The organism is Kitasatospora sp. NPDC127121, from assembly GCF_042677305.1.
GTDB lineage: Bacteria > Actinomycetota > Actinomycetes > Streptomycetales > Streptomycetaceae > Kitasatospora.
In genome coordinates, this window is the sequence record NZ_JBHXTQ010000020.1 from 54,329 (window position 1) to 67,167 (window position 12,839).

The following is a 12,839-nucleotide window of genomic DNA, read 5'->3' on the forward strand; positions in this document are numbered from 1 at the left end:
GGTCGAGCCGTCGCAAGTCCAGAACTCACACAACTCTGTGTCAGTTCGTCGTCACATCCCGATCCAGGAGGCGAAGTTGGACATCGACTCCGGGAGCCGCCGCTGCGCTCGGAGTAGGCCGGCCATCGTCTCGCGCACGGTGGGGCTGTGGCGGGACTGCTGTGGGGCGAGGCGGCGTGCGTCGAGGAGGCGGCGGAAGGCGGCGTCGCCCTTGCCGGTCCACAGGAGGGCTCGGGCGATTTCGGCGTGGTGGTGCGCGGCGCGGCTGGCCGGCCAGGACGCGGGGATCTCGATGCTCCGCGCGACCTGCAAGGCCTCGTGGTAGAGCGCTTGATCGATCAGGCAGCTTGCCCGATGGGCCGCGACGTTGGTCGGACCGAACGACAACCAGAAGACCCCCGGCACCTCACCTGTTCGCCCCGCGATCCTCTCGGCCGTGGCGAGGTTCCCGTCGACCGCCTCCGTGTCGCTACTCCGGGCGGCAAGGACCGCGATTCCGAGGTGCACCTGGCCGGTCACGGCATCCCGCTCGACGCCGGGATCGGCCTGCTCGGCCGCCTGGCGGGCAAGCTCAGCAATGCGGATGCCCGTCCGGTACTGGCCGGCGCGCAGGTAGGCCAGCGCCCGGCTGTACTGCCTGATCGCCGCGGTCACGGCGTCGGACGCCCGCTCCGCCGCCCATCCCATGCGGTCGAGGGAGATCGACCCGAGGTCCTGGAACCCGAGCTTGCTCGCGAGGTCGTAGCCGGAGCGGTACTGCATGGCGAGGGCCTGCCAGAGACGTCGATCACCGCTACTGTGCGCCGCGGTCGTGGTCTCGGTGATCAGGCCGGGCAGTTCTGTCGCCGCGCTCCGCAGATCCGACGCCCGGATCAGGCGGCAGACCAGGTCGGTGTGGTCGACGAGTTCCTCGGTCGGACGCGGTGCCACGTCCGGGTCGGCTCCGAGGTCGAAGATGTCGAGGGATTCCCGGATCGGCTGGATCAGCCCGTCGAGCTGGTCGCGCCGCAACTCCTCGATGTACGGGCGTCCTTCGAGATCGGCCGGGGGCACGGTCAGTGCCCTGGCGATGGAGGCGAGGACAGCCGGGCCGGCCTGCCGCTTGCCCTGCTCGATCTGAGCCATGTGGGACGCCGAGATCCGCGCCTTCAGGGCGAGTTCGGTCTGGGTCATGTGTCGGAGCTTGCGGGTCTGCTTGATCCGCTTGCCTACGGTGTCAGGCGTGAAGTCGGTCATGGCGCGTTCCTTGAGGAGTTCGGCCCGGTGGTCCGACGGTAGCGCCAAGCAGTCAGGCGCATCATCGAATTCGGCAGGGTTTGCCGCCGGCCATCCCCACGGGGTTCGATGACTGCCATGTCCACCACGCGCCCGGTCCTGTACCTCTTCGGCTCCGCCGCCCCGCCGGTCCTGAACATGGCGCAGGTTGTGCGCCACGCCCAGTTCAGGGGGTGGGAGGTCGCGCTCGGGCTCACCCCGACCGCGGCGAGCTGGCTCCAGGACGAGCTTCCCATGCTGAACCGCCTGACCGGCCACCCGGTGAAGTCCACGTACCGTCGGCCGGGCGAGCCGGACGTGCTTCCGCCCGCCGACGCGGTTCTGTTCGCTCCCGCGACGATGAACAGCATCAACAGCCTGGCGCTCGGCCTCACGACCTCCTGGGTCATAGGGTCCGCGGCCGAGGCGATCGGCAAGGGAATCCCGCTGTCGGTGATGCCGTGTACGAACACGGCGCTCACCGGGCACCCTCAGTTCCCCCGGAGCGTTGCCACCCTGCGTGACTCCGGCGTCCGAGTGCTGCTCGGCGAAGGAGGCTTCGTCCCGAACGATCCGGGCCAGGGGAGACCGGAGGCTTACCCGTGGGAGGCCGCACTCGGGGCTGCCGAGGAGTCCATCGGGCGGTGACACCCGGCTGCGGAGCCCGGCCGCCGTGACCGCTGGGGCCGTTGGCCAGAGATTTCTCCCGGCCAACGGCCTTCCGACTCGCGTCGGGACGACAGGGCTTGGACCAACGCGTCCCTCGCCTGCGGCGGTGCCTCAGTAGGACAGCCCCGGGCAGTACACCCCCTGCTGCGGCGCCGTGTACGAGCCGCGTGCCACCAGCGTCTCCAGTCGCTCCAGGGTGATGCCCCGGGTGTGGAACGCCCAGCTCAGGGTCTCGGGCAGCAGTCGGCCCGGGATGCGCAGCCGGGGCGGCGGGCCGTCGGGGACGGCCCGGCGCATCAGCTCGCCGGCGCCCGTGTACAGCGCCCGTGCCGCAGCCTCCGAGACCGCCGTCAGATGGCCCAGGTCGGACAGGCCCGTGGTGTAGCCGGCGAGCGCACCGCTCGACCGGTCCAGGACCACGTACGGCTGCGACCAGCCGAAGGCCCGCTTGGCCGCCATGTGGATCTCGCCGTCCCGTGCATGGCCGTTGACCGAGCGGTACAGCTCCTGGCACGCGGGTACGTCGTCCTCGGTCATCGCGCGCACCGTGAAGCCGGCCATGTTCGCCGGGGTGGGCGGTGCGTACCCGGCGACCAGGGACAGCTGCTCGTGCGGGACGAAGCCGAGCGAGGAGTAGAGCCGGTACGCGCCCAGGTTGTTGGTCACCTGGACGGCCCGGACCGAGCCGCGGTCGTGCCGGGCGGCCGCGCCGATCACCTCGTCCATCAGCAGCCGGCCCACACCGCCGCCCTGCGCGCCGGGCGCGACACTGAGCGGGCCGAAGGCGGCGACGGACTCGCCCAGGACCAGGAAGTTGGAGCCCGTCACGGAGTCCGCGCCGTCGACCGCCACGTAGGCGAGGCAGCCCGGGGCCGCGAGCCGGTCCCGGAACATCTCCGTCACCTCGTCCACCGACGACCACTCCGGGGCGAGGCCGAACGAGGCGTTGAGGGTGTTGAAGGCCTCGAAGCAGATGGCCGCCATCGCCGGAAGGTCCTCCCAGGCCGCCTCCCGGACCCGGAAGGCCTGCGTACCGGTGTCGACGAGGCCGCCCCCGGCGCCGGCGCCCGGTTCGGGGAAGTAGCCGACGCGGACGAAGAACCCGACGTACTTCTCGAAGAGTTCACGCGTCATCGGCGGGCAGTCGACGCCGGTACCGGTCAGCAGCTCGCGGGTCTGCGAGGTGTCGACGGACAGGTAGTGGTTGCGCCCGCTGTAGATGGTCGATTCGAACGCGTCGATCATCGGGACCATCGCGTTGTCGCGGTCGGCGCGGATGCGCCGCACCCAGGCGTCCCAGCGGAGTTCGTCCAGCCGGTAGCCGAGGGAGCGGAGGGATTCCGTCATCGCGGAGAACGGGAGGTGCGTCCCGTTGGCGAGGTGGTGGTTGCGGCCCGCCGCCCGGTCGTCGCGGGACAGCCGCAGGATCGCCGCGCTGACGTGGTCGACCGGCACCAGGTGGAAGATGCCGGCGGGATCCTGCGGGACGGCACCGGCCTGCACGATGCCCTTCATGCTCAGCCAGACGAAGTCGTGGGTCTGGCAGAAGCCGCGCTCCGAGTCGCCGGAGATCTCGTCCACCCGGTAGACCGAGACCGGCAGGCCCCGCCCCCTGGCGAGTTCGATGATCTGCTCCGCCACCAGCTTCGTCTGCCGGTAGCCGGACGACAGCGCCTCGGCGGGGCCCGGCGGGTCGGTCACCTGGAGCGCCTGCCCGGGGACCGCCTCCGCGGCGAACACGCCGGTGGACGAGACGTGGTGGACGGGCACGGTGCGGTGCCGTGCGGCCAGGCGCAGGATCTCCGCGGTGCCCGTGACGTTCGCGTCCTTCAACGCCGAGTACGGGTAGAGGCCGTTGACGGTCGCGGCGGCGTGGTAGACGCTGTCCACGCTGCGGGCGAGGGCGTCGAAGCGTTCGGGGGCCAGCCCCAGCAGCGGCCGGGCGAGATCGCCGACGACCACGGACAACCGGTCCGGGTCGATGGCGTCCCAGAACTCGTACCACTCAAGGTTCTTGCGCAGCCGCGCCCACGCGTCCGCCTCGTCGGCCCCGCGGACCAGGCAGTGCACGGTCGCACGGGTCGTCCGCAGCAGGTCGCGCAGCAGGTACGCGCCCAGGAACCCGGTCGCACCAGTGAGGAGCACCTCCTGCGGGTCGTCCGCGACCCGGATCACCTCGTCGGCGGGGGAGATGTCCGCCGCCAGGACGACCTCGGAGGCGAAGTCCACCGCGTCCTCGTCGACGCCCGGCGTGGCGGACACCGCGGCCAGCACCTTCGCGAGCAGGTGGTCGGCGAGCACCGCCGGGGTCGGGTGCTCGAAGACGAGCGTCGGGCGCAGGCTCACCCCGCAGAAGTCGCTGAACTGGTTGCGCATCTCGACGGCCATGAGGGAGTCGACGCCGAGTTCGAGGAACGGCACGTCGGGGTCGATGGCGTCCGCGCTGTCGTGGCCGAGCACCGCCGCGACCCGCGTGGCGATCCGGTCGATCATGTGGAGGAGCTGCTTCTCCTCGTCCAGGCCGGCGAGCACGCCGGCCAGGCGGGCGGCGACCTCCGGGCGCTCACCCGGCTTGAGCACCCGCCCGGACGGGGCCGCCTCCTCGGCTGCGGCCTCCGCCTCCGCCTCGGCCTCGGCGATCGCGGTCGGTGCCGAGGCGGGGGCGGGGCCGGCGAGTGCGGGCAGCCAGTAACGCTTGCGCTGGAAGGCGTAGGTCGGCAGCGTGACGTGGCGGGCGCCGGTGCCGTCGAAGAACGCCGCCCAGTCGACCGGGACACCGGCGGTGTGGAGCGCGGCGGCGACTGCGACGGCGGTCGCCGCGCCGGGCCGGTCGCGCCGGGAGACCGGCAGCGCGCGGTGGTCGTTCGGCCGGCCACCCCCATCGGCGTCGTCACCCCCATCACCTCCGTCGGCGTCGGCGTCGTCGGCGATCTGGCGCACCAGGGCCGTCAGGGACGCGTCCGGGCCCAGTTCGACGAAGGTGTCGGTGCCCCGCTCCCGCAGGGTCCGCACCGCGGCGGCGAACCGGACGGCCGAGCGCAGCTGCCCGGTCCAGTACGCGGGTGTCAGCAGTTCCGCACCGGCGAGGGCGCCGGTGACCGTGGAGACGATCGGCAGGTCCGGCGCACGGTAGGTGACGGTCCGGGCCACGGCCTCGAACTCCTCCAGCACCGCGTCCATCCGGGGCGAGTGGAAAGCGTGACTGACCATCAGACGCTTGGTCCTGCCGCCTAGTTCGGCCACTAGCTGGGCGACCTCCGCCGCGGCGTCCTCGTCGCCCGAGACCACGACGGACCGGGGCGCGTTCACGGCGGCGATCCCCAGCCGGGACTCCCGGCCGGCGAGCAGCGGCAGGACCTCGTCCTCCGTGGCCTCCAGCGCGATCATGGCGCCGCCTTCGGGCAGCGCCTGCATCAGCTCGCCCCGGGCGGTGACCAGCCGGGCCGCGTCCGCCAGCGAGAACACCCCGGCGACGTGCGCGGCGGCCAGTTCGCCGAGGGAGTGGCCGGCGAGCGCGTCGGGACGCACACCCCAGGACCGCAGCAGCGCGAACTGCGCGACCTCCAGTGCGAACAGGGCGGGTTGGGTGATACCGGTGCGATGGATGCGCCCGTCGTCCGCCGCGTCGCCGGCGGCGGCGATGAGCAACTGCCGTACCTGTGGCGCCAGATGGTCGCACACCGCGTCCAGCGCTTCGGCGAACACCGGGAACGCCTCGTACAGTTCACGGGCCATGCCCGCCCACTGGGAGCCCTGGCCGGTGAAGAGGAACGCCGTGGTCCGGGCGGCACCGGCGTGATCGGTGGTCAGTCCGGCCGCGGGCTCGCCCTCCGCGAGCGCGCCGAGTGCGCGCAGCAGACCCTCCGCGCCGTTCGCCCCGCGACCGAGGTCCGCGACGACGGCGGCCCGGTGTTCGAGCCCGGCCCGGGACAGTGCCAGGGTGAGCCCCACGTCCACGGCATTCCGGTCGGGCTCCGCACGCAGGAACGACTCCAGCCGGCGGGCCTGGTCGCGCAGCGCGGCCGGGGACTTCGCGGACAGTAGCCACGGTACGGCGCTGAGCGCCCGGACCGGGGCCGGGGTCCCCTCGGCCGAGACCGGGGCCGGGGCCCCCTCGGGCGAGACCGGGTCCGGGGCCTCCTCCGGCGCGGGGGAGTGCGGCGCCTCCTCCAGGACGACATGGGCGTTGGTGCCGCTGATGGCGAAGGAGGACACCCCGGCGCGCCGGGGCCGTCCGTCGGCGGCCGTCCACGGCCGCGCCTCGTCGAGCAGCCGTACGTTCCCCGACGACCAGTCGACGTGCGGCGACGGACGGTCCACGTGCAGGGTCGCCGGGAGGACGGCGTGCCGCATCGCCTCCACCAGCTTGATGACACCGGCCATGCCCGCGGCGGCCTGGGTGTGGGCGATGTTGGACTTGACCGAGCCGAGCCACAGCGGCCGTTGAGGGTCCCGGCCGCGCCCGTACGCGGCGAGGATCGCCTCGGCCTCGATCGGGTCGCCGAGCATGGTCCCCGTGCCGTGGGCCTCGACCAGGTCGACCTCGTGCGCGGCCACCCGGGCGTTGGCGAGCGCCCGGCGGATCACCCGCTGCTGCGCCCGGCCGTTGGGCGCGGTGAGCCCGTTGGACGCGCCGTCCTGGTTCACGGCGCTGCCCCGGATCACGGCGAGCACCCGGTGGCCCGCCCGCTGCGCGTCGGAGAGCCGTTCGAGCAGCAGCACCCCCGCGCCCTCGCCGAAGGCGGTGCCGTCCGCCGCGCCGGCGAAGGCCTTCACCCGGCCGTCCGGGGCGAGGCCCCGGTGCCTGCTGAAGGTGATCATGTCGTCCGGGGTGGACATCACCGTGACCCCGCCCGCGAGCGCGAGCCGCGACTCACCGGAGCGCAGGGAGCCGCAGGCCAGGTGGAGGGCGACCAGGGACGCGGAGCAGGCCGTGTCGACGGTGACGGCGGGGCCGTGCAGACCGAGGGTGTAGGCCACCCGGCCGGACATCACGCTGCCCGAGGTGGCGAAGCCGAGATGGCCCTCGTACTCGGACCCGGGCGCGGCGAGTGTGCTGTACGTCTGTCCCTTGGTGCCGACGAAGACGCCGGTCTCCGAGCCGGCCAGGCCGGTCGGGTCGAGGCCCGCCCGTTCGAAGGCCTCCCAGGCGATCTCCAGCATCAGCCGCTGCTGCGGGTCCATCGCGGTCGCCTCGCGCGGGGCTATGCCGAAGAATCCGGCGTCGAACGCGGACGGGTCGGTCAGGAAGCCGCCGCGCGAGACGTAGCTGGTGCCGGGGTGGTCGGGGTCGGGGTCGAACAGGGTGTCGAGTGCCCAGCCCCGGTCGGCGGGGAAGTCCGAGGTGGTGTCCCGGCCTGCGGCGACGAGGTCCCACAGCTGCTCGGGTGACTCCACCCCGCCGGGGAAGCGGCAGGCCATGCCGATGATGGCGATCGGCTCGGCGCCGTCCGGGCCGGGCCCCGCGGGGGCCGTACGCCCGTCCGGGAACGCTTCGGCGGCCGTGGAGCTGTCCGATGGCCCCGTCAGCTCGGCGACCAGCCGGTCCGCGAACGCGGCGGGCGTCGGGTGGTCGAACACCGCCGTCGCCGGGAGCCGCAGCCCGACCAGCGCGCACAGCCGCCGCCCGACCGCCACGACGGCGAGGGAGCCGAGGCCGAGGTCCACGAACGGCCGTGTGGGCGCGACCCGTTCGGCTTCGACGCCGAGCGTGAGCGCCACCTCGGCGCGGACCAGGTCCAGCACCGTCCGGGCCCGCTCGGCCGCCGTGAGCGCCGCGAGCCGGCCCGCCCACTCGCCCTGGTCGGGCTCGGCCCCGAGGCTCCCGTGCTCCCCGGGCCCGCCGGTGGACGCCGTACCGAGCAACCGGGGGTCCGCGTCCGCCAGCAGGTGCCGGGTGACCTTGCCGGACGCGGTGCGCGGAACGTGCTCGACGGCGTACACCTTCTCCGGCACCTTGAAGAAGGACAGCCGCGTCCGGCAGTGCTCGAACAGCGCCTGGACGTCGACGCCTTCGGGACCGGGCACCACGTACGCGACGGGCACCTCGCCGAGCACCTCGTGGGGCTCCCCGCCCACCGCCGCGTCGGCCACGCCCGGCGCCGTACGCACCACGTCCTCGATCTCCACGGGGTGGATGTTCTCGCCGCCCCGGATGATCAGCTCCTTGAGACGGCCGGTCAGGGTCACCTGCCCGAGGGCGTCCCGGCGGGCCAGGTCGCCCGTGCGGTACCAGCCGTCCCGCAGCACCTGCGCCGTGGCGTCGGGCTGCCCGTGGTAGCCCAGCATCAGGTTGGGGCCGCTGACCCAGACCTCGCCCTGCTCGCCGTCGGGCACCTCGGCACCGGAACCGTCGTCCACCAGTCGGATGGCCACCCCCGGGACGGGCGGCCCGGCCGCCCCGGCGACCCGGTCGCCCGTCGGCCGGTTCGAGGTGATCGCGCCGGTCTCGGTCGATCCGTACTGGTCCACCAGCGGGACCCCGAACGCCTCCTCGAAACGGCTGCCGAGGGAGGCGCCGCTGGCCGAACCGGCGACGAACCCGAGCCGCAGCGACGGCAGCCGGGTGTGCTCCTGGCGGGCACGGTCCAGCAGGTAGTGGTACGTCGTCGGCACCCCGGCGAGGAAGGTCACCCCGTCCTCGCGCAGGGCGTCCAGCACCTCGGAAGGGGCGAAGCCGCTCATCAGCCGGGCGCCGGCGCCCACGGCCACGACCGCCATGACGCACAGGTTCTGGCCCAGGCCGTGGAACAGCGGCATCGGCCACAGCAGTCGGTCGTCCTGCGTCATCCCGAGCACGCCCACGTGGCAGGACTCCACCAGCCACAGCGAGCTGCGCAGGGAGTAGAGCACCCCCTTGGGGCGGCCGGTGGTGCCCGAGGTGTAGAGCATCCAGGCCGGAGCGTCGAGCGGGCTCTCCTCGGGCGCCGGCCCGTCGTACGGGGTGGCCGCGAGCGTCTCGTACGCGGTGATGTCGTACCCGGTGATGTCCGAGGTGGTGCCGTACCCGGTGGTGTCGGAAGCAGTGGCGCCGGGGGAGTCGCCGGTGAGCACGATCGAGGGCCGGGACGGGCCGGAGGCGGCCACCGCGCGCAGCAGCACGTCGAGCCGCGCCGGGTCGCACAGCACCACCGACGCCCCGGAGTCCCGCAGGAAGTGGACCAGTTCGGCCTCGGACGCCTGCGGATTCAGCGGCACGGTGATGCCGCCCGCCCGGATGACGGCGAGGCAGCTCTCCACCATCTCGACGCTGTTGCCCATGAGGACGGCGGCGCGGCCGCCGTTCTCCAGTCCCAGCGCGGCGAGCCGGCCGGCGAGCCGAGAGGTCCGCAGATCCAGTTCCCGGTAGCCGACGCCCCGCCGGGCGTCGGCGAAGGCCACCTTGTCCCCGATCCGGGCGGCGTGTCCGCCGAGCAGTTCGGACAGCGGACGGATCAGCGAAGGGGTCGTGTCAGGAGCCATGTCATCGCACCTCTCGGCTCTGTGTTCAGCGCTTGGTAGACGGTTGCGGTCGTGCCGTCAGCGGACGGCCAGCACGGTCCTGGTCGGGCAGGAGAACTCCAGGGAGCCGTCCGGCCCCGCGAGCACCCGCAGCGCCTCGCGCGCCTCGTCGGTCGCTTCGGCCACCCGCTCCGCGGGCACCAGGTCCCACTGCACGCGGGTGGTCACGGTCCTGGTCCACGCCAGGTAGTCGTCGATGGTCTCGAAGCGGGAGTCCGCCGGGACGTGGCGGATCCGTACATCGCTGAAGCCGGCGGTGAGGAAGGCGGCGGCCGTGGACTCCTCACCGGCCAGCGGGCCGCCGAGGCCCAGGACCACCTGCCACGGGTCGTCCACACCCTCGGGGAGGTACTTGGCGAGCACCCCGGAGAGGATCTCGGCGGACTCCCAGCCGGCGGCCAGCCTGCCGTTCTCGGTGGGGAAGGTGGTCGCGGCGAACCTGCCGCCGGGGCGCAGCGCCGCGGCGGCGCAGGACAGGGCCTTCTCCGCCTCGGGCAGCAGGAACAGGACCATCCCGGCGCTCGCCGCGTCGAACGGCTCGGCGAAGGCGAAGTCCTGGGCGTTGCCCAGCTCCGCGCGGGCCCGGCCGGCGACCCCGCGGGCCGTGATGTCGGCCGTGCAGGCGTCGACCATGCCCTGGGCCTGGTCGATGCCGAGCACGAAGCCCTCCGGGCCCACCGCGTGGGCGATCGGGAACAGGCAGGCGCCGCGCCCGCAGCCGATGTCGAGCACCCGCTCGCCCGGCGAGAGCTCCAGGGTGTCGGCGATCATCTTCCCCAGCGGGTGGAAGATCATCTGACCTGCGGAATCGTACTGCTCGGCGGCCTTGTCGTAAGCGTCCCTCACCAGTGAGGTGATGCGGAGGTCCTCGGTCATGACGCGCTCTCTTCCTGTTGTTCCGGGGTCGGCGGATTGTCGGATGTCACCGGCCGCACGATGCAGCCGAGACGGAATTCGGCACAATGCGTTTCGTCCGCGACGCGCCACCACAGCTGGTCCGGGGTGGGCAGCATTTCGGACACGACGACTTCCCCTCCGGGAAGTCGCGCGATATCGATCACCGACAGCGGATCGGCGAAATCGACGTACAGCGGCTTTGGTTCGGCCGGATGCTTCACGTAGACGTGGCGTGGAATTCCCTGGGCGGCCCGCAGCCGCTGCACGGACAACCACTGGGCGACGGTGTCCGCGGCCTTCTCCGGAGCTCTTTCCGGAATGCTCAGCCGCCAGCGGGCACGCTGGACCACGACACCGTCCACCACGATCCTGGGGGTGTACGCGCCGAGGTCGACCGGCACCGGGACCAGCGCGGGCCTGGACACCGCGCGGTGCAGCGTCGACGACAGGTCGCCGGGGTAGAGCAGCCGCCGCCGGCCGCCCACCACCACCGCGTCGGCCGAAGCGGGCACGACGGCGTCCGCGATCGGCACCACGTCGGCCCGGTCCTTGCCCGAGAGGCCGCTCAGTTCGATGGCGGCACCGGGGAGTTCGGGGGTCACATGGGCGCTGCGCCGGCGCGAGACGATGGTCGCGGCGGTCCCGGGCGGCAAGGCTCGCGCCACTCGCTCGGTGAAGCCGCCCCACAGCCCGTCCGGGTCGCTGTGCAGCGGACGCTCCAGCCCCCCGAAGATCGAGCTGCAGTCGTCGTGCAGCTCCGAGAGCACCCAGTCGGCGGTGGCCGGGTCGGGGCCCGCCACCATCAGGTCGGGGCTCGGCAGGCACGCGTCGTCGGGGCCGTACGTCACGGTGTCCCACAGCGGCGCCAGCGCCTCGGCCAGTTCGCTGCCGCTCAGCTCCACGACCGGGGGGCGGCCGTCGGCCGTTCCCGCGGCCTCCACGGCCCGCCCGACCAGTCGGCGCAGCACCGCGTCCAGCCCGTCGCGGCGCGGTGAACGAGCGGGTATCTCCCGTGCGGCCAGTGCGGCGAGCGGCACCGGGGCGCCCCCCAGTTCGGCGCGCAGGGCGTCGCGGGCGTCCTCCCTGGCCAGCAGCGCCGCGAGGAACACCAGCGGGAACACCGCCTCGGTGACCTCCCGGATGCGCTCCACGACCGGCGCCCCGAAGCCGACCCGCTCGCTCAGTGGACTCGACCTGTCCTCGTGGAACAGCTCGCGGTCGGCGTAGTGCCGTCCGCTGTCCTGCGAGACCCGCCCGCCGTCCGCCGCGCGGGCCGCCCGCACGGCGAGGAGGTGCGCCGCCCGCTCGGGCCAGGGCGCCCGCGCGTACGTGTCGCGGACCTCCGCCAGGTTCACCGCCGTGTCCGTGGGGTGCTCGGCCGCGAGCCTGGTCAGCGCGTGCAGTTCGGTCGCTGGCAGCCGCCAGGGGGAGACGACCAGCGCCGGCCCGAGTGCCTTCACCAGCCCGGCGGCGTACGCGTCGTCCGCCCCCGCCCGATGCGGCGGCGGCACGGGACCGGCGGCGCTGACGAGCGAGTCGAGCCGGCTCCCCGGCGCCGCGGCGGCGGCACTCCACAGCGCCAGCGCGGGCCCCGCGACCTTGAACCTGCGCCCGTCCACGGCCCGTTCCAGCACCGGGGACGAGCCGGGCCGGCGGAACAGCGGACTGGGCCACACGCGCTGCCGCGTCAACGGCACCTCGCGGGCGGCCTGCTCCCGCAGCTCCTCCACCAGCCAGGCGCTCGCCTCCACCACGACCCTCTCGCGGCCGGGCGCGCCGACCAGCAGGGTCTCCTCCTGCTCCGGCACCAGACGGCCGAACAGCACCGGGCCGAAGAACGAGACGGTCTCGCACTTGGTGGCGAACCGGCGTAGATAGCGGTGCAGGGTGTCGACCCGGCGACGCAGGCTCTGCGGCAGGGCGCCGCCCTCGTCCCGCGCCTGCGCCCAGCCCGGGTGCGTCAGCGGCCGCGTCTCCAGGGCGGTGTGGTGGAACGAGGGGTTCGACACGAACACGGCGTGCCCGAAGTCGTCGCGGCCGGCGGCCCGTGCGGTGTGCAGCCGGGCCCGCAGCAGGGCCGCCTCCAGTTCGGCTCCGGCCGCGGCCAGCCGTTCGTCGAGCGCGGCGACCAGGGCGTTCCAGCGGGGCGCCCAGTCCGGCGCGCCGGTCGCCGCGAGGACCGCTGCGCACCGCTCGTCCAGGGGCGCGCCGTCGTCCACCAGCCGGCGGCAGCTCTGGAGGGCCCGCAGCGACCGCTGGCGCGGTTCGACCGTCCGTACGGCCTTGCGCAGCCCCGGCCACAGCGCGTCCAGGAAGTGCGCACGTTCGGCGGCGACCGCCTGCTCCGCCGCGAGCACCCCGGCGGCGGTGCCGAGCAGTTCCTCGGACGCGAGCCCGTCCAGGAGCCCGGAGGGGAAGCCGGTCGCGCGCAGCAGCGACCAGGGCATCATCTCGACCGAGAGTTCCCCGTCACCCGCCCGCACGTTCCAGGTCAGTGACGCTGTCAGTGGATCTTTCAG

At 73.6% G+C, this 12,839-nt stretch carries 5 protein-coding genes; 1 reads left to right on the forward strand and 4 read right to left on the reverse strand.

The annotated features are described in order from the left end of the window. Positions 1–51 precede the first annotated feature (51 nt). Entirely contained in the window at positions 52–1,236 is a 1,185-nt protein-coding gene (locus tag ACFVHI_RS13305; RefSeq protein ID WP_380338701.1) for a helix-turn-helix domain-containing protein, read from the reverse strand. Positions 1,237–1,353: 117 nt separating this feature from the next. Here ACFVHI_RS13305 and ACFVHI_RS13310 point away from each other — a divergent pair, with 117 nt between their 5' ends. Further along, entirely contained in the window at positions 1,354–1,902 is a 549-nt protein-coding gene (locus tag ACFVHI_RS13310) for a flavoprotein (protein WP_380338703.1), read from the forward strand. A gap of 132 nt (positions 1,903–2,034) precedes the next feature. On the opposite strand, the gene ACFVHI_RS13315 is transcribed toward ACFVHI_RS13310, so the two are convergent. Genes ACFVHI_RS13315 through ACFVHI_RS13325 form a run of 3 tightly spaced genes read right to left on the reverse strand, consistent with a single transcriptional unit; the run spans position 2,035 to position 12,770 of the window. Continuing rightward, entirely contained in the window at positions 2,035–9,384 is a 7,350-nt protein-coding gene (locus tag ACFVHI_RS13315) for a thioester reductase domain-containing protein (protein WP_380338706.1), read from the reverse strand. A 57-nt stretch (positions 9,385–9,441) separates the two neighbouring features. Next, complete coding sequence (locus ACFVHI_RS13320; protein WP_380338709.1) at positions 9,442–10,299, reverse strand: class I SAM-dependent methyltransferase; 858 nt, start codon at positions 10,297–10,299, stop codon at positions 9,442–9,444. After that, positions 10,296–12,770, reverse strand: a complete 2,475-nt coding sequence (locus ACFVHI_RS13325; RefSeq protein WP_380338711.1) for a lantibiotic dehydratase — start codon at positions 12,768–12,770, stop codon at positions 10,296–10,298. Before ACFVHI_RS13325 ends, ACFVHI_RS13320 begins: the two co-directional genes overlap by 4 nt. Positions 12,771–12,839: the final 69 nt, after the last annotated feature.

Excerpts from the sequence above, each read along its gene's own strand:
- ACFVHI_RS13305 (WP_380338701.1), bottom strand. The coding sequence starts at position 1,236 with ATGACCGACTTCACGCCTGACACCGTAGGCAAGCGGATCAAGCAGACC.
- ACFVHI_RS13310 (WP_380338703.1), top strand. The coding sequence starts at position 1,354 with ATGTCCACCACGCGCCCGGTCCTGTACCTCTTCGGCTCCGCCGCCCCG.
- ACFVHI_RS13315 (WP_380338706.1), bottom strand. The coding sequence starts at position 9,384 with ATGGCTCCTGACACGACCCCTTCGCTGATCCGTCCGCTGTCCGAACTG.
- ACFVHI_RS13320 (WP_380338709.1), bottom strand. The coding sequence starts at position 10,299 with ATGACCGAGGACCTCCGCATCACCTCACTGGTGAGGGACGCTTACGAC.
- ACFVHI_RS13325 (WP_380338711.1), bottom strand. The coding sequence starts at position 12,770 with ATGATGCCCTGGTCGCTGCTGCGCGCGACCGGCTTCCCCTCCGGGCTC.